This window comes from Micromonospora sp. WMMD1155, assembly GCF_029581275.1.
Lineage (GTDB): Bacteria > Actinomycetota > Actinomycetes > Mycobacteriales > Micromonosporaceae > Micromonospora.
Map to the genome: position 1 here is coordinate 4,317,026 of NZ_CP120742.1, position 23,012 is coordinate 4,340,037.

At 72.4% G+C, this 23,012-nt stretch carries 21 protein-coding genes and 1 pseudogene; 9 read left to right on the forward strand and 13 right to left on the reverse strand.

Annotation, left to right across the window (positions count from 1 at the left end):
* Window positions 1-44 precede the first annotated feature (44 nt).
* Together O7617_RS19950 and O7617_RS19955 are read left to right on the forward strand one after the other, a co-directional pair.
* Window positions 45-1,778 carry a glycoside hydrolase family 3 N-terminal domain-containing protein gene (locus tag O7617_RS19950; protein ID WP_282264803.1) on the forward strand — a complete coding sequence of 578 codons (1,734 nt, stop codon included), beginning with the start codon at window positions 45-47 and terminating at the stop codon, window positions 1,776-1,778.
* Between the two features lie 104 nt (window positions 1,779-1,882).
* On the forward strand, window positions 1,883-2,074 hold the full coding sequence (locus tag O7617_RS19955; RefSeq protein WP_282257333.1) for a hypothetical protein: 192 nt from the start codon (window positions 1,883-1,885) through the stop codon (window positions 2,072-2,074).
* 50 nt (window positions 2,075-2,124) lie between these two features.
* On the opposite strand, the gene fabF is transcribed toward O7617_RS19955, so the two are convergent.
* From fabF to O7617_RS19990, 7 genes and pseudogenes are all read right to left on the reverse strand, one after another.
* Window positions 2,125-3,351: a beta-ketoacyl-ACP synthase II gene (fabF, locus tag O7617_RS19960; protein WP_282257334.1), complete on the reverse strand. Its 1,227-nt coding sequence runs from the start codon at window positions 3,349-3,351 to the stop codon at window positions 2,125-2,127.
* A 2-nt stretch (window positions 3,352-3,353) separates the two neighbouring features.
* Entirely contained in the window at window positions 3,354-3,593 is a 240-nt protein-coding gene (locus tag O7617_RS19965) for an acyl carrier protein (RefSeq protein WP_053653162.1), read from the reverse strand.
* Window positions 3,594-3,677: 84 nt separating this feature from the next.
* A complete protein-coding gene (locus O7617_RS19970; RefSeq protein ID WP_282257335.1) occupies window positions 3,678-4,622 on the reverse strand; it encodes a beta-ketoacyl-ACP synthase III in 945 nt (314 codons plus the stop codon).
* A 14-nt stretch (window positions 4,623-4,636) separates the two neighbouring features.
* Window positions 4,637-5,545 (reverse strand): annotated as a pseudogene (locus O7617_RS19975) (ACP S-malonyltransferase); the annotation flags it as partial.
* Window positions 5,546-5,623: 78 nt separating this feature from the next.
* Window positions 5,624-6,925, reverse strand: coding sequence for a helix-turn-helix domain-containing protein (locus O7617_RS19980; RefSeq protein ID WP_282257337.1), 1,302 nt, complete (start codon window positions 6,923-6,925; stop codon window positions 5,624-5,626).
* 21 nt (window positions 6,926-6,946) lie between these two features.
* Window positions 6,947-7,624, reverse strand: coding sequence for a response regulator transcription factor (locus tag O7617_RS19985; RefSeq protein ID WP_282257338.1), 678 nt, complete (start codon window positions 7,622-7,624; stop codon window positions 6,947-6,949).
* The gene (locus O7617_RS19990; protein WP_282257339.1) at window positions 7,621-8,826 is read right to left on the reverse strand and encodes a histidine kinase; all 1,206 of its coding nucleotides are present in this window, start codon (window positions 8,824-8,826) and stop codon (window positions 7,621-7,623) included. Before O7617_RS19990 ends, O7617_RS19985 begins: the two co-directional genes overlap by 4 nt.
* Window positions 8,827-8,945: 119 nt before the next feature.
* On the opposite strand from O7617_RS19990, the gene pyrE reads away from it, so the two are divergent.
* Window positions 8,946-9,488, forward strand: coding sequence for an orotate phosphoribosyltransferase (gene pyrE / locus O7617_RS19995; RefSeq protein WP_282257340.1), 543 nt, complete (start codon window positions 8,946-8,948; stop codon window positions 9,486-9,488).
* Between the two features lie 196 nt (window positions 9,489-9,684).
* The gene (locus tag O7617_RS20000; RefSeq protein ID WP_282257341.1) at window positions 9,685-10,050 is read left to right on the forward strand and encodes a hypothetical protein; all 366 of its coding nucleotides are present in this window, start codon (window positions 9,685-9,687) and stop codon (window positions 10,048-10,050) included.
* Between the two features lie 113 nt (window positions 10,051-10,163).
* Here O7617_RS20000 and O7617_RS20005 read toward each other — a convergent pair whose 3' ends face one another.
* Window positions 10,164-10,814: a hypothetical protein gene (locus O7617_RS20005; protein ID WP_282257342.1), complete on the reverse strand. Its 651-nt coding sequence runs from the start codon at window positions 10,812-10,814 to the stop codon at window positions 10,164-10,166.
* A gap of 253 nt (window positions 10,815-11,067) precedes the next feature.
* On the opposite strand from O7617_RS20005, the gene O7617_RS20010 reads away from it, so the two are divergent.
* Window positions 11,068-11,670, forward strand: a complete 603-nt coding sequence (locus O7617_RS20010) for a copper resistance CopC family protein (protein WP_282257343.1) — start codon at window positions 11,068-11,070, stop codon at window positions 11,668-11,670.
* A 122-nt stretch (window positions 11,671-11,792) separates the two neighbouring features.
* Here the strand turns inward: O7617_RS20010 and gltX are convergent, their stop codons facing one another.
* Genes gltX through O7617_RS20025 form a run of 3 tightly spaced genes read right to left on the reverse strand, consistent with a single transcriptional unit; the run spans window position 11,793 to window position 15,876 of the window.
* On the reverse strand, window positions 11,793-13,202 hold the full coding sequence (gltX, locus tag O7617_RS20015; RefSeq protein ID WP_282257344.1) for a glutamate--tRNA ligase: 1,410 nt from the start codon (window positions 13,200-13,202) through the stop codon (window positions 11,793-11,795).
* A 50-nt stretch (window positions 13,203-13,252) separates the two neighbouring features.
* Entirely contained in the window at window positions 13,253-14,530 is a 1,278-nt protein-coding gene (locus O7617_RS20020) for an MFS transporter (RefSeq protein WP_282257345.1), read from the reverse strand.
* A complete protein-coding gene (locus O7617_RS20025; protein WP_282257346.1) occupies window positions 14,527-15,876 on the reverse strand; it encodes a GH1 family beta-glucosidase in 1,350 nt (449 codons plus the stop codon). The genes O7617_RS20020 and O7617_RS20025 overlap by 4 nt, the downstream gene beginning before the upstream one ends.
* A 188-nt stretch (window positions 15,877-16,064) precedes the next feature.
* On the opposite strand from O7617_RS20025, the gene O7617_RS20030 reads away from it, so the two are divergent.
* Window positions 16,065-16,511 (forward strand): SRPBCC domain-containing protein, encoded by a 447-nt coding sequence (locus tag O7617_RS20030; RefSeq protein WP_088988232.1) that lies wholly within the window; start codon window positions 16,065-16,067, stop codon window positions 16,509-16,511.
* A 156-nt stretch (window positions 16,512-16,667) separates the two neighbouring features.
* Here the strand turns inward: O7617_RS20030 and aceE are convergent, their stop codons facing one another.
* Complete coding sequence (gene aceE, locus O7617_RS20035) at window positions 16,668-19,406, reverse strand: pyruvate dehydrogenase (acetyl-transferring), homodimeric type (RefSeq protein WP_348774141.1); 2,739 nt, start codon at window positions 19,404-19,406, stop codon at window positions 16,668-16,670.
* Between the two features lie 178 nt (window positions 19,407-19,584).
* On the opposite strand from aceE, the gene O7617_RS20040 reads away from it, so the two are divergent.
* Both O7617_RS20040 and O7617_RS20045 read left to right on the forward strand, forming a co-directional pair.
* Window positions 19,585-20,013, forward strand: coding sequence for a hypothetical protein (locus O7617_RS20040; RefSeq protein ID WP_282257347.1), 429 nt, complete (start codon window positions 19,585-19,587; stop codon window positions 20,011-20,013).
* 86 nt (window positions 20,014-20,099) lie between these two features.
* Window positions 20,100-20,504 (forward strand): YjbQ family protein, encoded by a 405-nt coding sequence (locus O7617_RS20045; protein ID WP_282257348.1) that lies wholly within the window; start codon window positions 20,100-20,102, stop codon window positions 20,502-20,504.
* A gap of 98 nt (window positions 20,505-20,602) precedes the next feature.
* Here the strand turns inward: O7617_RS20045 and O7617_RS20050 are convergent, their stop codons facing one another.
* Window positions 20,603-22,246 (reverse strand): alkaline phosphatase D family protein, encoded by a 1,644-nt coding sequence (locus O7617_RS20050; protein WP_282257349.1) that lies wholly within the window; start codon window positions 22,244-22,246, stop codon window positions 20,603-20,605.
* A 327-nt stretch (window positions 22,247-22,573) separates the two neighbouring features.
* Between O7617_RS20050 and O7617_RS20055 the strand changes: the two genes are divergently transcribed.
* A complete protein-coding gene (locus O7617_RS20055) occupies window positions 22,574-22,978 on the forward strand; it encodes a MarR family transcriptional regulator (RefSeq protein WP_282264805.1) in 405 nt (134 codons plus the stop codon).
* Window positions 22,979-23,012: the final 34 nt, after the last annotated feature.

Here is a 23,012-nt window from a genome sequence, read left to right on the forward strand (position 1 = left end):
CGGGCGGAAAGGTCAAGTTGCCCCGATAAGGGGGAACTGATGGGATAGGCCGCGTGTCGAATCGCCCGTGGCGCGCCGCCGTCGCAGTCGCCGCCCTGACCGCCCTGCTCGTCTCCGGCTGCTCCGGTTCCGCCGAACGCCCGGCCCCGACGCCGAGCCCGTCCGGCACCTCGGCGGCGCCCGGCACCTCCGCCGCGCCGCCGGCCGGCGACCCCGCCGCCCGGGCCACCGCGCTGGTCGCCACGCTGTCCGACGAGGACCTGGTCGGCCAGGTGCTCATGCCGTACGCGTACGGCGACTCGGCGACGAAGGTCTCGGCCGGCTCGGCCGCGGGCAACCAGGCCCTCGCCGGAGTCGACACCCCCGCCGACATGATCAGCAAGTACCGGCTGGGTGGCCTGATCCTGGTCGGCTTCAGCGCCGACGACCCGACCAAGGGCAACCAGGAGACCACGAACGTCGACAACCCGAAGCAGGTGCACGAGCTCACCACCGGGCTGCGCGCCGCCGCCGGTCGGCTCGCCGCCGGCCCCGCGCCCCTGCTGATCGGCACCGACCAGGAATACGGCGTCGTCACCCGCGTGACCGACGGGGTCACGCTGCTACCCAGCGCGCTCGCGGCGGGCGCGGCCGGCGACCCGAAGCTGACCGAGGCCGCCTGGCGGGCCGCCGGCGCCGAGCTGGCCGCGATGGGAATCAACGTCGACTTCGCCCCGGTGGCCGACGTGCTGGCCACCCGCAGCACCGTGATCGGCTCCCGGTCGTACGGCTCCGACCCCAAGCAGGCCGCCGCGCAGGTGGGCGGCGCCGTCCGTGGCCTGCAGGCGGTCGGGGTGGCGGCCACCCTGAAGCACTTCCCCGGACACGGCCACAGCGCCGACGACTCGCACCAGGATCTGCCGGTGCTCACCCAGTCCGCCGAGGCGTTGCGGAACGGCGCCTGGCCGCCGTTCACCGCGGGCATGGACGCCGGGGCGATGGCGGTGATGTCCGGGCACCTGGACGCGCAGGCGATCGACCCGGGGACCCCGGCGACGTTCTCGCACAAGCTGCTCACCGACGTCCTGCGCGGCCAGCTCGGCTTCAAGGGCGTGGTGATCACCGACGGCATGAACATGCCACCCGCGAAGCGCTGGGCGCCCGGCGAGGCGGCGGTCCGCGCGCTGAACGCCGGTAACGACCTCATCCTGATGACCCCGAACGTGGGTCAGGCGTACGACGGGCTGCTCGCCGCGCTGCGCGGCGGCTCACTGCCCCGGACCCGGCTGGTCGAGGCGGTCACCCGCGTGCTGACCATGAAGTTCCGGCTCGCGGACACCCCGGCCGCGCAGCTGTCCACGCTCGACTCCCCGGAACACCGCGCGGCGGCCGACGCGCTGGCCGCCGCCGCCGTCACCGTGCTGCGAGGAGCCTGTGGCAAGGCGGTGGCCGGGCCGATCACCGTCACCTCCTCCGGCGGTCGGGACGGAACCCGGGCCGCCCTCACCGCCGCGCTGACCGCCGCCGGGGTGCCGGTGAAGCCCAGCGGCGGCACGATCGTGCACCTGGTCGGTTACGGCGACGGCGCCACCGACCTGCGGCCCGACGCGGCGGTCACGGTCGCCATGGACACCCCGTACCTGCTGAGCGACGCGAAGTCGCCGACACTGCTGGCCACCTACTCGTCCAGCCGGGCGTCGATGACCGCGCTGGCCGCCGTGCTGGCCGGCAAGGCCAAGCCGAGCGGCAAATCACCGGTGGCCGTGTCCGGCCTGCCCGCCACCACCTGCGGCACCTGAACCGGCGCGACCTTCGCCCCGGTCGTCCGGTGGGAAAACGGCTCGCCCCGGCCCGGTCGCCCTGACAGTCTCCCGGCATGGGAGCGGCAGGAGGATTCCGATACGTGCGGCGGGCCGACGGCACGGTGGTGATCACCCACCACGGGCGGGCGGCCGGCACGCTGCGTGGTGCCCGGGCGGCGGAGTTCCTCGCCGAGGTCGACGACGACCCGCAGTCGGTGATGGCCCGCTGGACCGGCAACTACCGGCACGGCAACGAGCGCACCGCCAGGCAGCACCCCCGCAACCGGGGCTGAACGAGCGGAACGGGCCACCTCCGATCGGAGGTGGCCCGTTCCGGGCAGGCTCAGGGGCGGGCGAAGACCAGCGCCACGTTGTGGCCGCCGAAGCCGAACGCGTTGTTCAGCGCCGCCGGGATCTCCATGTGGCGGGCCTTGTGCGCGGCGACGTCCAGGGTGAGGCCGGGCTCCGGGTCGTCCAGGTTGATCGTCGGAGGGACGACACCGTCGCGGATGGCCAGGATGGTGGCGATCGACTCCAGCGCCCCGGCCGCACCGAGCAGGTGACCGGTCATCGACTTCGTCGCGGACAGCACCGGGTGGTCACCGAGCGCCTTGTGCAGCCCGCCGATCTCCAGCATGTCCCCGACCGGGGTCGAGGTGGCGTGCGCGTTGACGTGCACGATGTCCCGCTTCGCCACGTCCGCGTCCGCGATCGCCTTGGCGATGGCCCGGACGGCGCCCTCGCCCTCGGCGTGCGGCTGCACGATGTCGTACGCGTCCGAGGTGATGCCGGCACCGGCGAGACGCGCGTACACCCGGGCGCCCCGGGCGGCCGCGTGCTCGGCCCGCTCCAGCACCACGATGCCGGCGCCCTCGCCGAGGACGAAGCCGTCCCGGCCCCGGTCCCACGGACGGGAGGCGCGCTCCGGCTCGTCGTTGCGGGTCGACATGGCCCGCATCGAGCTGAAGCCGGCGATCGGCAGCGGGTGGATGACCGCCTCGGTGCCGCCGGCCACCACCACGTCCGCCCGACCGGAGCGGATGATGTCCAGGCCGAGAGCGATCGCCTCGGCGCCGGTGGCGCAGGCGCTGGCCACCGAGTGCACACCGGCCTTCGCGCCCAGCTCCAGCCCGACCCAGGCGGCCGGACCGTTCGGCATCAGCATCGGGATGGTGTGCGGGGAGACCCGCCGTGGCCCGGAAGCCTCCAGGATGTCGTCCTGGGCGAGCAGGGTGGTGGCACCACCGATGCCGGAGCCGACGCTGACGGCCAGCCGTTCCCCGTCGAGGTCGGAACCGGCGAGACCGGCGTCGGCCCAGGCCTGCTGCGCCGCGATGATCGCGATCGCCTCGGAGCGGTCCAGGCGGCGCAGTCGGACCCGGTCCAGCACCTCGGACGGCTCCACGGCCAACTGGGCGGCGATCCGGACCGGCAGTTGCGCGGCCCACTCCTGGGTGAGGGCACTCACCCCGGAGCGGCCGGCGAGCATGGCGTCCCAGGTCGACGCGACGTCCCCGCCAAGCGGGGTCGTCGCGCCGAGCCCGGTGACGACGACGTCAGGACGACTCATGATCAGGACTGCGCCTCGATGTAGCTGACGGCGTCACCGACGGTCTTGAGGTTCTGCACCTCGTTGTCCGGGATCTTGACGCCGAACTTCTCCTCGGCGGCGACCACGACCTCCACCATGGAGAGCGAGTCGACATCGAGGTCGTCGGTGAAGGACTTCCCCTCGGCAACGTCGTCCGGGTTCACCCCGGCAACCTCTTCGAGGATCTCGGCGAGGCCGGTGGTGATCTCGTCACGGGTCATTGCGGTTGGTTCCTTTCATCGGGGTTTCCGGCGGGCGGCGTCGCCGACCGCCACTCCTGGACGCGTCCGCGCCCGAGGGGGTCATCAGGGGCAGCGGACGACCTGACCGGCGTAGGTCAGGCCGCCGCCGAACCCGAACAGCAGCACCGGCGCGCCCGAGGGCACCTCCCGGCGCTCGACGAGCTTGGACAGGGCCAGCGGAACGCTCGCCGCAGAGGTGTTGCCGGACTCGACGATGTCCTTCGCGACGATCGCGTTGGGGATGTTGAGCCGCTTGGCGATCCCGTCGATGATCCGGGCGTTGGCCTGGTGCGGCACGAACGCGGCCAGCTCCGACGGGGCCACCCCGGCCCGCTCGCAGGCCTGCAGCGCGAGCGGCGCCAGCGCGGTGGTGGCCCAGCGGAACACCGCCTGCCCCTCCTGCTGGACGTACGGGCGCCAACCCTCGATGCGGACCGCGTCGCTCTTCTCCGGCACCGAACCCCAGACCACCGGTCCGATCCCGGCCGGCTCGTCGTCAGCGGTGGCGGAGACCACCGCCGCGCCGGCACCGTCGGCGAAGATGATGCAGGTGGAGCGGTCGGTCCAGTCGGTGAAGTCGGACAGCTTCTCCGCGCCGATGACGATCGCGTTGCGCGAGGCACCGGCCCGGATGGCGTGGTCGACGGTGCCCAGCGCGTACGCGAAGCCGGAGCAGGCCGTGTTGACGTCGAACGCGCCCGGCGCGGCGATGCCCAGCTTGGCGGCGACCCGGCAGGCCACGTTGGGGCTGCGGTCGACGGAGGTGCAGGTGGCCACCACGACCAGGTCGATGTCGGCGGCGGTCAGGCCCGAGTTGGCCAGCGCCTTGCCGGCGGCGGCGGCGGCCATGTCGGCCACCGTCTCGGTGTCGGCGATCCGCCGGCTGACGATGCCGACCCGGTCCCGGATCCACTCGTCGTTGGTGTCGACGAGCTGGGCGATGTCGTCGTTGGTCACCACCCGGGAGGGTTGGTAGTGCCCCATCGAGACGATGCGACTGCCAGTCATGAGCGACCTCCGATGCGGGCGATCAGGTCCCGTGCGGCCGGCAGGTCGTCCGGGGTGTTCAGGGTGACGATCTCCGGGGCGCCGTCGCCCTTGAGGTCCCGCTTCACCAGCCCGGCGAGAGTGCCGGCCGGTGGCAATTCGATCACGCCGGTGACCCCGAGGTCGGCCAGCGTACGCATGCACAGGTCCCACCGCACCGGCGCGGTGACCTGACGCACGAGGCGCTGCACCATCTCGGCACCGTTGTCGACAGCCGTGCCGTCGAGGTTCGACAGCAGGAGGCGGGCCGGGTCGGCGGGGGTGATCTCGGCGGCGACCGAGGCGAGCGCGGTCTCGGCCGGGGCCATGTACGGGGTGTGGAAGGCTCCGGCCACCTTGAGTCGGATGATCCGGGTCCGCGCGGGCGGCTCGGCGGCGAGCTTGTCGAGCCCCTCCAGCGAGCCGGCGGCGACGATCTGCCCGGCACCGTTGCGGTTGCCCGGGTACAGCCCGTGCGTCTCGATCGCGGCGAGCACCTCGTCGGGGTCGCCGCCGAGCACCGCGGCCATGCCGGTCGGCTCCAGCGCGCACGCGGCTGCCATCTCCCGGCCGCGGACGCCGGCGAGGCTGATCGCGGCTTCGGGCGTCAGCACACCGGCCAGGGCGGCGGCACCCAACTCGCCGACGCTGTGGCCGGCGGTGAGCGCGACGTCGTCCAGCGGCAGCTGCTCGCCGGCGAGCAGCGCGGCGGCGACCAGCAGCGGCTGGGTGCGAGCGGTGTCCTTGATCTCGTCGGCGTCGGCCTCGGTGCCCAGGTGCAGCAGGTCGACCCCGGCCAACGCGGACCACTCGCGCAGACGCGCCTCGGTGCCGGTCAGGTCGAGCCAGGGGGTCAGGAAGCCGGGTTTCTGGGAACCCTGGCCGGGACTAAGTACGGCGAGCACGCCTATGACTCTCCCGGATACGCGCGGGTAATGCTGTGCCGCCCCCGACCAAACCGCACTAGTGCCTTTGGAGGTTTCCTACAAAGATCGGCGGGGATCATCCTCGTTTTGAGCGGTTTTCCGGGCGGCCGGGGTCATTGTCTGAGTCGGGACGGGTGCGGCGGGCGGGGCGACCGGATCCAACCGGCCCACGGTCAGCGCGACCTGGAGGGCGAACGCGTCCCGAGGGGACAACGGCGAGAAGCCGGTCACCTCGGCGATGCGCCGCAACCGGTACCGCACGGTGTTCGGGTGGACGAACAGGGCGCGCGCCGCGCTCTCCAGCGTGCCACCGGCGGCGAGGAACGCGTCCAGGGTCGCCAGCAGTTCGCCACCGGCGCGCACCAGCGTCGCGTACACGTCGTGCCGCAACCGTCGACGCGCCTCGGCGTCGCCCGCGAGCGCCCGCTCCGGCAACAGGTCGGCGGCCGGCACCGGCCGGGGAGCGCTGGGCCACGCCGGCGCCGCTCGGAAACCGGACAGCGCCGCCCGCGCCGACTCGGTGGCCTCGTCCAGGCTCGGCACGGCCGGACCGACCACCACCGGACCGTCGCCGAACGCGCTCAGCAACGTGGCGGTGGCGGTCATCGGGTCCGCCGCGCCACCCAACACGATCACCAGCCGGTCGCCGTGCACACCGCCGATCACCTCCACGCCGATCCGGCGGGCCTGCCGGTACACCACGTGCAGCACCGCGGAGACCTCCCCGCCGGGCGACCGACCGACCGCCACCGCCACCGGCGGCGCGTCCGCCCAGCCGAGCGCTGCGGCCCGACTGGCCAGCACGTCCGGCGAGTCACCGCGCAGCAGCGCGTCGACGAGCAGGGCCTGCAACCGGGCGTCCCAGGCACCACGGGACTCGGCGGCCCGCGCGTACACCCGGGCGGCGGCGAACGCGATCTCCCGGGAGAAGCGCAACACCGCCTCGCGGAGTTGCTGCTCCTCGCCCTCGGCGGCCAGGTGCGACACCTGCTCCTCGACCACGTCGATGGTCACCTTGATCAACGCCACGGTCTGTTGGAGGGTGATCGACCGGGCCAGCGCCTGCGGAGCGGCGGCGAAGACCTCGTCCGAGACCTCCTGGGTGCTGTCCGCGGTGCCGCCGCCGTCCTGCAACCACTGCACCAGCGATCGGGCACCCGCCTGGGCCACCAGCATCACCCAGGAGCGCTGGTCGGCCGGTAACGCCCGGAACCACGGCAGGGTCTCGTCCATCCGGGCCACGCTGGAGGTGGCCAACGCCCCCGCCGAACGTTCGATCCGGCGCAGCGTGGCCGACAGTTCTCCACCGCCCGGCGTACTCACCGCCCTAGCCTGACACGTTCTGAGCAGGCCATCCACGTCGGGACCGGTCAGCGGGGCTCACGGGTGCGGGGGAGTGGGCAGGCCCAACTCCTGGGCCAGGATCGCGGCCTGCACTCGGCTCCGCAGGCCCAGCTTCGCCAGGATCCGGCTCACGTGCGTCTTGGTGGTGCTCTCCGCCAGCGCCAGCCGGTCGGCGATCTGCTGGTTGGACAGGCCCAGACCGAGGCAGGCCAGTACGTCCCGCTCGCGCGGAGTGAGGGTGTCCGACGCGGCCCGGGTGTCGGCCGACGCGCTCGGCGTGGTGGCCGCGAAGGCGGCGATCAAGCGCCGGGTGACCGCGGGAGCGATGAACCCGTCGCCCCGCGCCACCGTACGCACCGCGTCCACCAGGCCGTCGGCGTCGGTGTCCTTCAACAGGAACCCGGCCGCGCCGGCCCGCAACGCCCCGAAGACGTACTCGTCGAGGTCGAAGGTGGTGAGCACCAGCACGTCGGCGAGCACGTCGGTGACGATCTCCCGGGTCGCGGAGATCCCGTCCCGGCGGGGCATCCGGACGTCCAGCACCGCCACGTCCGGGCGCAACTCCCGGCACAACCGCACCGCCTCGTCGCCGTCGGCCGCCTCGCCGACCACCTCGATCCCCGGCGAACCACCCAGGATCAGGGACAGTCCGGCCCGTACCGCGGGCTGGTCGTCCGCGAGCACCACCCGTACCGTCGCCACCGCGTCGCTCATCCGCCCTCCCCGATGGGCAGCGCGGCGCGGACCTGCCAGCGGCCGTCGTGCGGGCCGGCGCTGAACCGGCCGGCCAGCAGGGTGGCGCGTTCCCGCATCCCGATCAGCCCGGCCCCGGCGCCGGGTAGCCCGGCCCCGTCGCGGCGCACCGGGTTCTCCACGGTCAGCACCACCTCCGCCGGTCGGTACGCGATCGTCAGGTCCGCCTCACCCGTGCCGTGCTTGAGCGCGTTGGTCAGCGACTCCTGCACGATCCGGTACGCGGCGAGGTCCACCCCCACCGGCAGCGGGCTCGGCGCGCCGTCGGTGCGTACCCGCACCGCGAGGCCGGCAGCCCGGACCCGCTCGACCAGCTCGTCCGTCTCGGCGAGCCGGGCGCTGACCGACTCCGGCATCGCCACGCCGTCACCCGCCGGGCCCGGTCCGCCCCCGGCACCCGGCTCCCGGAGCACCTCGATCATCTGACGCATCTCCGCCAGGCCCTGCACGCTGCTCTCCCGGATCACCCGCAAGGCAGCCTCGACCTGACCGCGATCCAACCCGGGCACGGACAGCACGGCGGTGGCGTGGATCGCCACCGCGCTGAGGTGGTTGGCGACCACGTCGTGCAGCTCCCGGGCCATCCGGGCGCGTTCCGCGCTGACCGCCTGCCGCCGGTCCAACTCGACCAGGCGGGCGGTCTGCTCGGCCCGGGCCCGTTCGGCGGCAGCCTGGTCGCGGTACTGCCGTACGCTGATCCCGGTCAGGACCGGCAGCAGGCCGACGAGCACCACCAGCACCCCGACGGCCACCCCGCTCCACTCGTCGGTGAGGACCACGCCGACGACCGCACCGATCACGCTCAGCCCGATGGTCGCCCGCAGCAGCCACCGCCACAGCCGGGGTGGGCCGTAGACGCAGGCGTCGTAGAGCACCTGGGTGTAGATCAGGATCGTCCCCAGCGAGCCACCGAGGGCGATGTCCACCACCACCGCCGTCGTGCCGACGGCGAGGCTGGCGCGCGGGGCGACGAGGCGCAGGCCCACGGCGACGCACATCGCCAGCAGCGGCGGCAGGAACAGGACCGCGGGCACGTCCGGGTGCGGGCGGATCTGCGGTTGCCAGCCGAGGGTCCACAGCACCAGCCCACCGGCCAGCGACGCCCCGGCCAGCGCCAGGTCCCGGCCGCGGGTGCCGGAGCCGAGCCACGGTGGCGGACGCATGCCCTGATCCCACCACAGCCGCACCCGCTCGGACTCCGACCGGGGGAGGACGCCGCCACCCCCGCCATGCGCCGAAAGGGGTACGCGGAAAGCGTCAGGCCGACCGCAGAATGATCATCATGACTGATCTGGACGTCCGGGCCGCGCTGGCCCGTGAGATCGACGCGACCTGCCGGCTGACCGGCACCTTCGTGCTCCGCTCCGGGCGGACCGCCGACGAGTACTTCGACAAGTACCGGTTCGAGGCGGACCCGCGCCTGTTGGACCGGGTCGCCGCCCAACTGGCACCCCTCGTTCCGACGGACACCGAGGTGCTCGCCGGGTTGGAGATGGGCGGGATCCCGGTGGTGACCGCGCTCGCTCGGCACACCGGGCTGCCCTGCGCCTTCGTCCGCAAGAGCGCCAAGCCGTACGGGACGGCCCGGTTGGCCGAGGGGGCCGATTTGGCCGGTCGGCGGGTGCTCGTGGTCGAGGACGTGGTCACCTCCGGCGGTCAGGTGGCCGTCTCGACCGGACAACTACGCGAGTCGGGTGCCCGGGTGGAGCATGCCCTCTGTGTCATCGACCGGGCCGAGGGTGGGGCGCAGGCGCTCGCCGATCACGGGGTGGCCCTGCGGGCGCTCTTCACCCGAGCGGACCTGGAGGCTCACCGCACCCGCTGACCGTCGAACCGGCCGGTCGCGACGCCGGGGTGAACGACGCGAGAAGACGCTGTGAACTGGGCGACCGGCGTCCGCGCTCACCGTGCTGCGCACTGGTCGCCCGGGTACGCCGTGCGCGGCCCGTCGGGCCCGGCCAGTACGGTGACAGGGCACGTCGGGGGGCACCCGGGGTGAGACGAACGTGAGGAGACCGGGGATGGCGCACGGGGAGGCCGAGCACGGCTGTGCCCAGGGCGAGCCCTGCCGTCCGGGGCACCACGACCCGCAGCCGGCCGGCAAGCACCGCCGGTCGGTCGGCGGTGCGCCATTCGTCGGTGGTGAGGTTGACGCCCTGGACCGACGGCTGCACCCGGGGGAGCCGCCCGCCGGTCGGGCCGACGACGAGACCCCGCTACCGCGTCAGCGTTCCGGCGAGCCCGCCGCCCTCGGTGAGCCCGACGTCGACGTCCCGGCTGGTTGCCTCAGCGAACTTCCCGGCTGGGCCGGGGCGCATCGGCACGGCCCGGTCCGGCCGCGTCCGCGGGCCACCCGCCGCGAACGCCCACCCCGCCGCTGGTGCTGACCTGATCACCGCCCGCCGCTGACCGGCGGGTGCGGCTGCCGCTGTTCAGCGGGCACGGCCAGTCAGCGCGTGCGGTTGACCGGCAGGCGCGGTCGACCAGCGCGTGCGGCTGGTCAGCGCGTGCGGCGCCGGATCAGCAGGGCGATCCCGGCGAGGCCGACCGTGATGGTCAGCATCACCCCGACGTTGAGCAGCAGCAGTCGTTGCAGGTCGCCGAGCGCCTCGTCGAGATCCTTGGCGGGGTCGAGCGTGTCCTCCGGGAGCACCCGCTCGCCGCCGCCCACGCCGCCGCTGACCGTGTCGAACTGCCGCTCCAGCGGCACGCCGGCGGTGCGCAGGGTCTCGGACATGCTGAGTCGACCCAGGAACCAACCGGCGCTGGTCTTGCGGCCGTCCGGCTGCTTCGCCGGCCGGTAGACCCGGGGGCCACCGACCGCCTTGGGATAGAGGTCGTAGGTCTGCTTCGGGGTGTCCCCGGCGAGCACCACGACCGTGTACTTCGGACCGAGGTCGGCGGCTTTCGGGCCCTTGGCCATGCCGGTGCCGGAGAGGAAGTTGACCTGGTCGATGACCGCGCCCACGTGGGCGGGCTGCGTCTCCGCTCGTAACTGCAACGGTGCGGACAACCCCACGCCGGTGATGTCCACTCCGGCGGGTGCGGGCTTCGGCGCGGCCGAGGCCGGGCCGGCGGTGCCGAGTGACAGCAGCGCCGTCGCCAGCGCGCCCGCCAGCACGGCGGCCAACCGCCTCATCTGTCGGACCATCCCGCCTCCTCGCCCCGTTCGATGGATGGCATCGTTCGTGTCGTCCGGACCGGTCTGCCGGTACGACGCCGACCGGAGGGTCGGGGTCATCTTTACAGACTCCGGGGAACGTCGATGAGTTGCAGCAAGTGGAGCAGTAATTGGAACTATCTGCGATCTCGGCTCGACTAATGAGGAGCCGTTTGATCAGCGGGCGGATCGTACCCTTACGGAGGGGTTCATGGGGGGCAGGGTTACACGTACGGCGCGGGTAGTGCCAGTGGTGCTCGGCGTGGCGTTCGGTGTGTCGTTTCTGGCGCCGCCGACGCCGGCGGCGGCGCACAACTCGCTGACCGGCAGCGACCCGCGTGACGGTGCCAAGGTGGCGACGGCACCCGCCCGGATCGAGCTGCGGTTCCTCGCCAAGCCGGCACCGGCAACGACGAAGATCACAATAACGGGGCCGGACAATGTGGTCGCTGGCGGCCCACCCGTCTTCGACGGCAGCCGGGTACGGGTGCCGTTCAAGCCGGCGGCGGCGGGGCTCTACATCGTGGGCTACCAGCTCGCGTCCTCCGACGGGCACCCGGTGAAGGGTGAAGTGAGGTTCACCCTCACGACCGGCACCGCCGCCGACCCGTCCGCCTCGCCGTCGGCCACCCCGACCGTTGACGGCACCGCCCCGGCCGCCGCCGCGAGTCCGACCGCCGAAGGGACGTCGTCCGCGACGCCGGTCGCCACCGCGGCGGGCAGCCCGCTGCCGGCCGCGCAGGAGAGCAGCCAGGTGCGCGGTTGGCTATGGACGGTCGGGGCGGCTCTGCTGGTGGGCACGCTCGTCGTCTGGTTGCAGCGGCGCCGCCGAGCCCGCCGCCGCTGACCGGCCGGGCGCCAGCCTGACCGGCCGGGCGCCAGCCTGACCGGCCGGGCGCCAGCCTGACCGGCCGGGCACCAGCCTGACCGGCCGGCGTCCGGCGACGGCGCGGGCGTCGGTGCCCGGGGTCAGACCAGGCGGAGGCGGGCGGCGCGGATTCGGGTCAGAGTGCGCTCGCGACCGAGCACCTCCAGCGACTCGAACAGCGGCAGGCCCACGGTGCGGCCGGTGACCGCGACCCGCACCGGTGCCTGCGTCTTGCCGAGCTTGAGGCCACGCTCGGCACCGACCGCCTCCAACGTCGACTTCAGCGACTCGGCATCCCAGGACTCCAGCGCCTCGAACGCCGCGACGGCGTCGTCGAGCAACTCGGCGGAGCCGTCCTTCATCGTCTTGGTCCACGCGGCCTCGTCGATCAACGGCGAGGCGAGGAAGAGGAAGTCGACGTTCGACACGATCTCGCTGAGCACCGCGATCCGCGTCTGGGCCAGCGGCGCGACAGCGGCGAACGCGTCGGCGTCGAACTCCTCGGGCTGCCACGGCGGTGGCGCGATGGTCCCGGTGCCGGTCAGCCACGGCTGGCAGGCGTCGACGAACTCGGCAACCGGGAGGGCGCGGATGTACTCGCCGTTGAACGCGCGCAGCTTCTTCTCGTCGAAGAACGCGGGGGAGGGGTTGACCTCGTCGAGCCGGAACTCGTCCTCGATCACCGACCAGGGCACGATCTCCCGGTCGCCGGAGGGGGCCCAGCCGAGCAGCATCAGGTAGTTGCGCATCGCACCGGCGAGGTAGCCCTCCTCGCGGTACGCCTCCAGGGCGACCTTGTCGCGCCGCTTGGAGAGCTTCTGCCGCTTCTCGTTGACCACCACGGGCACGTGCGCCCAGATCGGCGGTTTGACCCCGAGGGCCTCCCAGAGCAACTGCTGCTTGGGGGTGTTGGGTAGGTGCTCCTCGGCCCGGATCACGTGGGTGATCCCCATGGTCATGTCGTCGACGACGTTGGCCAGCAGGAAGACGGGCGACCCGTCGCCCCGGGCGATGACGAAGTCCTCGATGAGCTTGTTCTCGAAGGTGGGCTCGCCGCGGATCAGGTCGACCACCACCGTGGCGCCCTCGTCGGGCGTGCGGAAGCGCAGCGCGTGCCCCGGCCCCGGGCCGAGGCCGCGGTCGCGGTGGTAGCCGTCGTAGCCCTGGTACTGCGAGCCGGTGCGGGCCTGCACGTCCTCCCGGGTGCAGTCGCAGTAGTACGCGCGGCCCGACTCGTAGAGCCGGGCGGCGGCGGCCCGGTGCTCACCGGCGTTCTCCGACTGGAAGTACGGGCCCTCGTAGCTGCCCCGGGAGATGCCGATCCAGTCCAGCGCGGAGAGGATGCCCTCGGTCCACTCGGGCTTGTTGCGTGCCGCGTCGGTGTCCTCGATTCGCAGCACGAACACCCCGCCCTGCTGCCTGGCGTAGATCCAGTTCTGCAGCGCCGAGCGGGCGCCGCCGACGTGGAACATACCGGTCGGGGAAGGGGCGAAGCGCACACGTACCGTCACGCCCCCAGCCTACGGCGAGCGTCGACGGGTTTCCGCCACGGCCCCCTGACTCAGGGCACCGAGCGGATCTTGACGACCAACGCGCTGCCGATCAGGGTGACCACCGCCGTGACGGCGTAGAGCGTGGGGTAGCCGCCCAGGTACACCACGAGCGGGGCGGAGAGCGCCGGGCCGAGGACCTGCGGTGCCGAGTTCGCGATGTTGATGACGCCCAGGTCCTTGGCCCGGTCGGTGGCCCGGGGCAGCACCTGCGTGATCAGCGCGGCGTCCACCGAGAGGTAGACGCCGTAGCCCGCGCCGAGCAGCAGCGCGGCGACGATCGCCATCGGCCAGACCGGCGCGACAGCGAGCAGCAACGCCGCCACCGCCATGATCACGCCGGACGCGATCACGTAGATCTTGCGGCGGCCGGAGCGGTCCGACATCCGGCCGGCGACCACCGCCGTCAGCATCATGCCGAGCGTGTAGAGCAGGATCAGCACCAGCAACGAGCCCTCGGGGTCGGGGTGGCGCACCCCGTCGGTGAGGAAGTACAGCAGGTAGAGGGTGCCCAGGGCGTTGCCGAGCTGGACCAGGAACCGGGTGATCCAGGCCCAGGCGAAGTCCGGGTGCCGACGCGGGTTGATCCACATCGAGGCCAGCAGCGTCCGCGCGCGCACCGCCTGCCGATGCGTACGCGGCAGCGGCTCGTCAGGAGTGAGCAGCGCGAACGGTAGCGACAACAGCAGGATGGCCACGGCGATGGTCAGGTAACCGGCGGCGTTGCCGGTGACCACGGCGGTGACCAGCACCGCGCCGAGCACCAGCCCGAGCGCCTGCGGGATGCCCACCCAACCCGAGACGCCGCCGCGCTGCGCCACCGGAACCCGGTCCGGGATGGCTGCGGTGAGGCTGGCGAGCATCGCGTTGAAGCAGACCTGGGCGGCGACCCAGCCGAGGGCGACCCCGAGGATGGTCCGCTGCTGGGCCAGCAGCACCAGGGCCGCCGCCCCGAGCACCGCCCCACCCGCGGTCCAGACGTGTCGGCGACCGAACTCGCGGCCGGCCACCCGCAGGCAGGTCCGGTCGGAGAACGCGCCGGCCAGGGGGTTGGCGAGCACCGCCGCCAGCGCGCCGAGGCCGGTGACCACGGCCAGCATGTTCTCCTTGTCGCCGGGCGCGATCTGCTCGATCTGCTGGGGCAGCAGCACCTGGATGGGCGTGAAGAACGCCATCCAGACGCCGAGGTTGGCGGCGAAGATCAGCCCGATCCAGCCGCGCCGCACCGGCACCGTCGGCTCGGCGAGCGCCGCCGGCAGCGACGCCGGCGTCGGGTCGACCGTGGTCACCGCGCCGACCCCGGCCGGCTGGCCGCGATGACGTCGCGCAGCCAGGTGTACGACGACTTCGGGGTACGGGTCTGCGTGGCGTAGTCGACGTGCACGAGGCCGAAGCGTTTGGTGAACCCCTCGGCCCACTCCCAGTTGTCCAGCAGTGACCAGACGAAGTACCCGCGTACGTCGACCCCGTCGTCGATGGCGGCCCGTACCGCCCGTAGGTGCCCGTCGAGGTACGCGATCCGCTGCGGGTCGGCCACCCGCCCGTCCGCGTCCGGCGCGTCGTCGTACGCGCACCCGCTCTCGGTGATCTCGATGGGTGGCAGCGCGTCCCGGTAGGTGTCCCGCAGCCAGCCGAGCAGCTCGTGCAGCCCGTCCGGGGCCACCGGCCAGTCGAAGGCGGTGCGCGGGTAGCCGTCCAGCGGGACGAGGTCGAACGGGAGGGGAGAACCCTCCTCGGCGGCGCGTACCCCCGTGGGGTTGTAGTAGTTCACCCCGAGGACGTCGATCGGTGCGGCGATCGTGTCGAGGTCGCCGGGGTGGACGATGCCCGGGTCGAGGCCGGGCAGTTCCGGGTAGCCGCGGCCCAGCAGCGGATCGGTGAAGAGCCGGTTGTGCAGCGCCTCGTACGCCTCCCCGGCGGCCCGGTCGGCGTCACCGTCGCCGAGCACCCGCACCGGGGAGTAGTTGTTGGCGATCGCCACCGGGCTGCCGGTGTGGGTCCGCAGCGCGGCCACCGCGAGACCGTGCCCGAGCAGTTGGTGGTGGGCGGCCGGGAAGGCGTCGAAGAGCAGCATCCGGCCGGGGGCGTGTACGCCCATCCCGTACCCCATGCTCATGTGGATGAACGGCTCGTTCAGGGTGATCCAGAGCCGGACCCGGTCGCCGAGTCGGGCGGCGGTGAGGTCGGCGTAGTCGGCGAACCGGGCGGCGGTGTCGCGGTGCAGCCAGCCGCCGGCGTCTTCGAGGGGTTGGGGCAGGTCCCAGTGGTAGAGGGTCGCCACCGGGTCGACGCCGGCGGCCAGCAGGTCGTCCACCAGGCGGTCGTAGAAGTCCAGGCCGGGCGCGTTGGCCGGGCCGGTCCCGGTGGGCTGCACCCGGGGCCAGGCGATGGAGAACCGGTAGTCGGAGACGCCCAGCCCGCCCAGCAGCGCGACGTCCTCGGCGTGCCGGTGGTAGTGGTCGCAGGCCACCGCACCCGTGCTGCCGTCGCCGATCCGGCCTGGCGAGTGCGCGAACGTGTCCCAGATGGACGGACCGCGTCCGCCGACTGTGGTGGCGCCCTCGATCTGGTGGGCCGAGGTGGAGACGCCCCAGCGGAAGCCGGTGGGGAACTGGGGCAACGGTGCTCTCGACATGCGCCCTCCCGGTCAACGTGAAACGTGTTCGGGACTTTAGAGCGCTCTCGATGAATGCGCCATAGGCCGCTCTGGCGCTATCCGCAATGGCTGATCGGCGTGTCTTTTTCCAAACCCGTCCAGGTAAGTCCGATTTAGCGCATAGAGTGCCGATATCGTGGGATGTCCTCACCGGAGGAAGACGGAAAATGATCCTCGTTGAACGCAGTGCGCACGTGGCGGCGCCGATCGAAGTTGTCTGGGATGTCGTCCAGCGGGCCGAGCAGTTGCCGGCCTGGCTGGCGGGGGTCCGCGCGGCCGAAGTGCTCTCGGGAGAGGGCTTCGGCCGGCGGCAGCTGGTCCAGGCGGGGCGCGGCTCGGCGCATGAGGCCGAGGTGATCGCCTACCAGGAGCCGACGCTGATCGGCTGGCGGGAACGGGCCAAGGGGGCCGGCTCTCGGGCGGAGGCGCGCACCGAGATCTACGTCCAGCTCACCACCGACGAGGAGGAGGGCGGGACCATCGTGCGGCTCATCGTCGTCCGTTGGCCGGCCGGGCCCGTCAAGGCCGCCCTGCTGCGCCTCGGACTGCGTCGGGTCGGCGCCGACCTGGAGGACTCGCTGGCCCGGCTCACCGACCTGGCCGCCGTCGGCTGACGAGAGCCCATCCTCCCGGCGCCACCCGCGACGGCGGTGGTCCGGATCCCCGCCAGGGACCCCGGCCCACCGCCGCTCCCGGCTTCCGGGCGTGAGCGGTACCGGAAAAAGGGCCCGGCGCGTGTGCGCCGGGCCCTTCCTCGATCGTGACGCGGGTCAGCTGTCGCCGCCGGTCTCCCCGACCGGGGCGGCGTTGACGTCGTCGATCGCGTACTTCTTCGCAGCCTCCGCCGGTACGGTGGCCGCCACCGCGCCGCTACGGGCGAGCTGCCGCAGCGTGGCGACGACGATCGACTCGGCGTCGACGTGGAAGTGCCGGCGCAGCGCGTGCCGGGTGTCCGACATGCCGAAGCCGTCGGTGCCGAGCGACGTGTAGTCGCCGGGCACCCACCGGGCGATCAGGTCCGGTACGGCCCGCATCCAGTCGCTGACCGCGACCTTCGGGCCGTCCGCGTCGGCCAGCTTCTGCTGGATGTACGGGATCTTCGCCTCGGCGCCCGGGTTGAGGAGGTTGTACTCCTCGGTCTCCACCGCGTCGCGGCGCAGCTCGGTCCAGGAGGTCACCGACCACACGTCGGCGGCCACCCCCCAGTCCTGGGCGAGCAGCTGCTGGGCCTTGAGTGCCCACTGCATGCCGGTGCCGGAGGCGAGCACGTTGGCCTTCGGGCCGTCGACCTCCGGCGCCGGGGAGTAGCGGTAGATGCCCTTGAGCAGGCCCTCCACGTCCACCCCGGCCGGCTCGGCCGGCTGCAGGATCGGCTCGTTGTAGACCGTCAGGTAGTAGAAGACGTTCTCCTGCGCGTCCCCGTACATCCGGTGCAGGCCCTGCTCCATGATGTGCGCGATCTCGAACGAGAACGCCGGGTCGTACGCGACCACCGCCGGGTTGGTGGCGGCGAGCAGCAGCGAGTGGCCGTCCTCGTGCTGGAGGCCCTCACCGTTGAGCGTGGTGCGCCCAGCCGTGGCGCCCAGCAGGAAGCCCCGCGCCATCTGGTCGGCAGCCGCCCACAGCCCGTCGGCGGTCCGCTGGAACCCGAACATCGAGTAGAAGATGTACATCGGGATCATCGGCTCGTCGTGGGTGGCGTACGCCGAGCCCGCCGCCGTGAACGAGGCCACCGAACCGGCCTCGTTGATCCCCTCGTGCAGGATCTGCCCGGTCGTCGACTCCTTGTACGACAGGAACAGCTCCCGGTCGACCGACGTGTAGCGCTGGCCGTGCGGCGAGTAGATCTTCGCGGTGGGGAAGATCGAGTCGAGGCCGAAGGTACGGGCCTCGTCCGGGATGATCGGCACCCAGCGCTTGCCGAACTCCTTGTCCTTCATGATGTCCTTGAGCAGGCGGACGAAGGCCATCGTGGTGGCGACCTTCTGCTTGCCCGAGCCGCGCTTGACGTCGGCGAACCGCTCCGGACCGGGGATGGTCAGCCGCTTGGTGCTGGTCCGCCGGGACGGCAGGTAGCCGCCGAGCTGCTCGCGCCGCTCCTTCAGGTATTGGATCTCGTCGGACTTCTCACCCGGGTTGTAGTACGGCGGCAGGTAGGGGTTCTCCTCCAGCGCCGAGTCCGGGATGTCCAGGTAGAGCCGGTCGCGGAAGGTCTTCAGGTCCTCCAGCGTCAGCTTCTTCATCTGGTGGGTCGCGTTGCGGCCCTCGAAGTGCGAGCCGAGCGTCCAGCCCTTGATCGTCTTCGCCAGGATGACGGTCGGCTGACCGGTGTGCTCGGTGGCCGCCTTGTAGGCCGCGTAGAGCTTGCGGTAGTCGTGCCCACCCCGCTTGAGGTTCCAGATCTCGTCGTCGCTGAGCGGTTCGACCATCTTGCGGGTGCGCGCGTCGCGCCCGAAGAAGTGCTCCCGCACGTACGCGCCCGACTCCGCCTTGTAGGTCTGGTAGTCGCCGTCGGTCGTGGTGTTCATGAGGTTGACCAGCGCGCCGTCGGTGTCCGCGGCGAGCAGCGGGTCCCACTCGCGACCCCACACGACCTTGATCACGTTCCAGCCGGCACCCCGGAAGAACGCCTCCAGCTCCTGCATGACCTTGCCGTTGCCCCGGACCGGGCCGTCCAGCCGCTGCAGGTTGCAGTTGATCACGAAGGTGAGGTTGTCCAGCTCCTCGCGGGCGGCCACGCCGATGGCGCCCAGCGTCTCCGGCTCGTCCATCTCACCGTCGCCCAGGAACGCCCACACGTGCTGCTGCGAGGTGTCCTTGATGCCGCGGTGCTGCAGGTACCTGTTGAACCGGGCCTGGTAGATCGCGTTCAGACCGCCGAGGCCCATCGAGACGGTGGGGAACTCCCAGAAGTCCGGCATCAGCCGCGGGTGCGGGTAAGACGGCAGCCCGCCGCCGGGGTGCGACAACTCCTGGCGGAACCCGTCGAGCTGGTGCTCGCTGAGCCGCCCCTCCAGGAACGCCCGCGCGTACATGCCGGGGGAGGCGTGACCCTGGTAGAAGATGTGGTCGCCACCGCCCGGGTGGTTCTTGCCGCGGAAGAAGTGGTTGAAGCCCACCTCGTACAGCGACGCCGAGCTGGCGAAGGTCGAGATGTGCCCGCCGACGCCGATCTCCGGGCGCTGTGCCCGGTGCACCAGCATGGCGGCGTTCCACCGGACGTACGCCCGGATCCGCCGCTCGACGTGCTCGTCACCCGGGAACCACGGTTCGCGCTCCGACGGGATGGTGTTGATGTAATCGGTGGTGGTCAGGGGCGGAACCCCGACCTGGCGCTCACGGGCCCGCTCCAGCAGGCGCAGCATGACGTAGCGGGCACGTTTGGCACCGCGCTCGTCGATGACACCGTCAAGCGACTCGACCCATTCGCTTGTCTCTTCAGGGTCGATGTCCGGAAGCTGGCTCGGTAGGCCGTCGCTGATCACCGGGCGCTTGCGTTCCGTAGCCACAGGCGTTCCCTCGGTTGTGTGTGGGATAGGTCTCTAGCGCCATCCTGCCCCCTGGTGGCACCTGCCGTCACGCCTAGGTGCCCTCGACGCGATGCTGAACACAGGTACTCGCCGGTAACTTAGCGCGACGACGCGGGGAACTCTGGGCGGTTTGCTCGCCACTCCTACCGTTGCGGACATGAACAGGCGCCATGTCGCGGTCGCCGCGACCATGATCGTTGCCGGGGTCGCGGGCCTGGTGGTCGGCGTCGTCCAAGTCGCCTCCGGCGAGGCGGCGTTGGTGGGACTGGTGGCCATCGGCGCCCTCGTGGCCGTGCTCGGAGCAGTCCTGCTCCGTGACACGGCCCGCGCGGCCCGGCAACCGGGCGGGTCCGGCCGCCGCCGTCCGGACACCGACGAGAGCGGCCACCGCGTCTACCCGGGGCCGACCGGCGACGTCGGCAGCGAGTGGCACGTCAACCGCCAGCGCGACGGCGAGACCTCCGGCGGTACGGAGTCCGTCGGCGGCACCAGCGGTGACTCCGGCTGGGGCTGGTCCAGCGGTGACTCCGGCGGCGGCTGGTCCGGTGGCGGCGGTGACTCCGGTGGCGGTGGCGGCGGCTCCTGACCCCGCACCGGCCGGCCCGGCAGCGCCGCTGACCCGGTCGGTAGCGGCGGCGGTTCGGGACCCGCCGCTACGGCAGAATGCGGGGTATGCGCAGCGACGTCATCACCGTCCAGACCGGGTCCCGCCCGGCCGTCCGCGACATCACCGCGGAGGCCCAGCAGTTCGTCTCCGGTGCGGGCGACGGACTGCTGCACGTCTTCGTGCCGCACGCCACCGCCGGTGTGGCGATCATCGAGACCGGGTCGGGGTCCGACGACGATCTACTCAGCGCGTTGGACGACCTGCTACCCACCGAGGACCGCTGGCGGCACCGGCACGGCTCGCCCGGCCACGGCCGCGACCACGTGCTCCCGGCGTTCGTCCCGCCGTACGCGACGCTGCCGGTACTGGCCGGTCGGCTCGCGCTCGGCACCTGGCAGTCGATCTGCCTCGTCGACACCAACGGCGACAACCCGACCCGGCAGGTCCGTTTCTCCTTCCTCCCCGGCTGACGGCCGCCCGCGTCACGATCCGCGCGGCGTCCCTCGAACGGTGGCGCCTCGACCAGAGCGAGGCGCCGCCGTTCGAGGATCGTGACGCGTCGGGCGGGTTACGGGCGGGCGGTCTCCTGGTCGACGGTCTGCTGGCCGGGGTCCGTGAACGGCGTGGCGCTGCGGGCCGCCGACGGGACCGGGTTGTCCGCCGTCTGGTGCAGGCCGGGCACGCGGTCCTCGATCACGAACGAGGCCCGGGTGTACGCGGGCGCGCCCGGCCGGCTGACGTACGGCAGCACGTCGAAGTCGGCGGTGAGCTGTCCCGGGGTGATCGTGGTGCGCACGTACCCCCGCAGGTTGTTCTGGAAGCGCAGGTGCGGGTTGAACGCGAACCACGGGTGCGAGCCGGCCGCCGAGTCCGCGCCGTCACCCGTCGAGGTGATCGAGGAGCAGACCAGTTCGGTGCCGACGGTGCGTGAGGTCGGGTCGGCGTAGTCCAGCTTGAGATCGCTGGCCCAGTGCGCGTGCACGTCGCCGGTCAGCACCACCGGGTTGCGTACCCCGGCAGCCAACCAACCTCGGGTGATGCGGTCCCGGGAGGCGACGTAGCCGTCCCAGGCGTCCATGCTGGTGACGGTGAGCGGGCCGGAGTTGTTGTCCCGTTGGGCGAAGAAGACCTGCTGGCCCAGAATGTCCCACTGGGCGTCCGAGCGACGGAAGCCGTCCAGCAGCCACGCCTCCTGCGCGGCCCCGGTGATCGACCGGGCCGGGTCGCTTGCCGCCGCGCAGTCCCGGTAGCCGTCGCCGCAGGCCTGGTCGTCGCGGTACTGCCGGGTGTCGAGCATGTGGAACGTGGCCAGCCGCCCCCAGCGCACCCGCCGGTAGAGCTGCATGTCGATGCCGCGGGGGATCGACGTGCGTCGCAGCGGCATGTTTTCGTAGTACGCCTGGAACGCCGCCGCCCGCCGCGCGGGGAACTCCGGGTCCGTCGCCTCAGGCACCTCGTCGGCCCAGTTGTTCTCCACCTCGTGGTCGTCGAACACCACCGCCCACGGCGCCACCGCGTGTGCGGCCTGCAGGTCGGCGTCGGTCTTGTACTGGGCGTGCCGCTGCCGGTAGTTGGCCAGCGTCCGGGTCTCCGGGCCCTCGTGGTCACGCGGGTTGCCACCGGGGACGTTGTACGTGTCCGGGGCGTACTCGTACTGGTAGTCGCCCAGGTGCAGGATCAGCTCCGGCTCGGTCTCGGCCAGCCGCCGGTAGGCGGTGAAGTAGCCGTGCTCGTACTGGGAGCAGGAGGCGAAGCCCATCGCCAGGGCGGCCGGCATGCTCCACGGAGCCGGGGCGGTGCGGGTGCGTCCGGTCGGCGAGACATGGCGCTCGGCCCGGAACCGGTAGAAGTATTCGCGCCCGGGCAGCAGGCCGGCCAACTCGACGTGCACGCTGTGCGCCGAGCGGGTGCGGGCGATCGCCACCCCGCGGCGCACCACGTGCCGGAACCGCTCGTCGGCGGCCAACTCCCAGTGCACCGGCACGTCGCGGTCCGGCATGCCGCCGAGGCCGTCCTCGGCCAGTGGCTGCGGGGCCAGGCGGGTCCACAACACGAACCCGTCGTGGTCGGGGTCGCCAGAGGCCACACCGAGGGTGAACGGAAAGGCCAGCGGTCGACCCGCCGCCGCGCCGGCCGCCGCCGGCAAGCCGGTGACCGCGCCCGCGGCGCCGACCGCGCCGGACAACAGGATGGTACGTCGGGACAGTGACACGAATCCTCCCCAGAGTCCGATCTTCGTGACTCCGGGAGCCTCGCGAGCCCCGGTGGCCGACAGGTGACAGTGAGTGGCCCTACTCGTCGCCGGCAGTCGAACACCGCTGGCCGCTGTCGATGCGTACCGACCCCCGATCCGCCGTCCGAGGGTGATCCGGCGGCCGGGCCGTGACCGACGATGCCCGTCCGGTCGTCGTGCCGAACCTGATCGCTGACCTGGACGACCGGCGCCGGTGCGTACGATGTGGCCGTGGGGCAGGAGGTGGGTTCCGTAGCAGGTGGACCGGTGGACCGGGCTGGTCTCGCCGCCGATGTGCTGCGCCGGATGGCCCACGTCAGCGACGCCCTACGACACCAGCAGGGCTCCGCGTTCGCCGAGTTGGGGCTGACTCCGGCAACGGCTCGGGCGTTGCGCGAGCTGGACCCGGACCGCCCGCTGCCAGCCCGGGATCTCGCCGGCCAACTGGGCTGCGACCGGTCGAACGTGACGGTGCTTGTCGACAAGCTGGAGCAGGCGGGGTTGGTCGAGCGACGCACCGACCCGGCGGACCGCCGGCAGAAGACGTTGGTGGTGACCGAGAAGGGCCGCGTCGAACGGGATCGGGTGGCCAGGGCGATGTCCGACTCCCGACTCCTGTCCGGGCTGACCGACGGGGAGCTGCGTACCCTTCGTGACCTGGTCTGGAAGGTGTCCGACGGTGGTCGCCTGGAGCCCTGCGGTCCGGAGTGAGTCGGCCCGCGGCGGCCGTGTCCCGCTGGGCGAC

Coding starts and splice junctions, on each gene's coding strand:
- O7617_RS19970 (WP_282257335.1), bottom strand. CDS start 4,622: ATGACTGGCAGTCGCATCGTCTCGATGGGGCACTACCAACCCTCCCGG.
- O7617_RS20005 (WP_282257342.1), bottom strand. CDS start 10,814: ATGGTCCGACAGATGAGGCGGTTGGCCGCCGTGCTGGCGGGCGCGCTG.
- O7617_RS20025 (WP_282257346.1), bottom strand. CDS start 15,876: ATGTCGAGAGCACCGTTGCCCCAGTTCCCCACCGGCTTCCGCTGGGGC.
- fabF (WP_282257334.1), bottom strand. CDS start 3,351: ATGAGTCGTCCTGACGTCGTCGTCACCGGGCTCGGCGCGACGACCCCG.
- O7617_RS19990 (WP_282257339.1), bottom strand. CDS start 8,826: ATGCGTCCGCCACCGTGGCTCGGCTCCGGCACCCGCGGCCGGGACCTG.
- pyrE (WP_282257340.1), top strand. CDS start 8,946: ATGACTGATCTGGACGTCCGGGCCGCGCTGGCCCGTGAGATCGACGCG.
- O7617_RS20055 (WP_282264805.1), top strand. CDS start 22,574: ATGGCCCACGTCAGCGACGCCCTACGACACCAGCAGGGCTCCGCGTTC.
- O7617_RS19965 (WP_053653162.1), bottom strand. CDS start 3,593: ATGACCCGTGACGAGATCACCACCGGCCTCGCCGAGATCCTCGAAGAG.
- O7617_RS20040 (WP_282257347.1), top strand. CDS start 19,585: ATGAACAGGCGCCATGTCGCGGTCGCCGCGACCATGATCGTTGCCGGG.
- O7617_RS20000 (WP_282257341.1), top strand. CDS start 9,685: ATGGCGCACGGGGAGGCCGAGCACGGCTGTGCCCAGGGCGAGCCCTGC.
- O7617_RS20030 (WP_088988232.1), top strand. CDS start 16,065: ATGATCCTCGTTGAACGCAGTGCGCACGTGGCGGCGCCGATCGAAGTT.
- O7617_RS20045 (WP_282257348.1), top strand. CDS start 20,100: ATGCGCAGCGACGTCATCACCGTCCAGACCGGGTCCCGCCCGGCCGTC.
- O7617_RS19985 (WP_282257338.1), bottom strand. CDS start 7,624: ATGAGCGACGCGGTGGCGACGGTACGGGTGGTGCTCGCGGACGACCAG.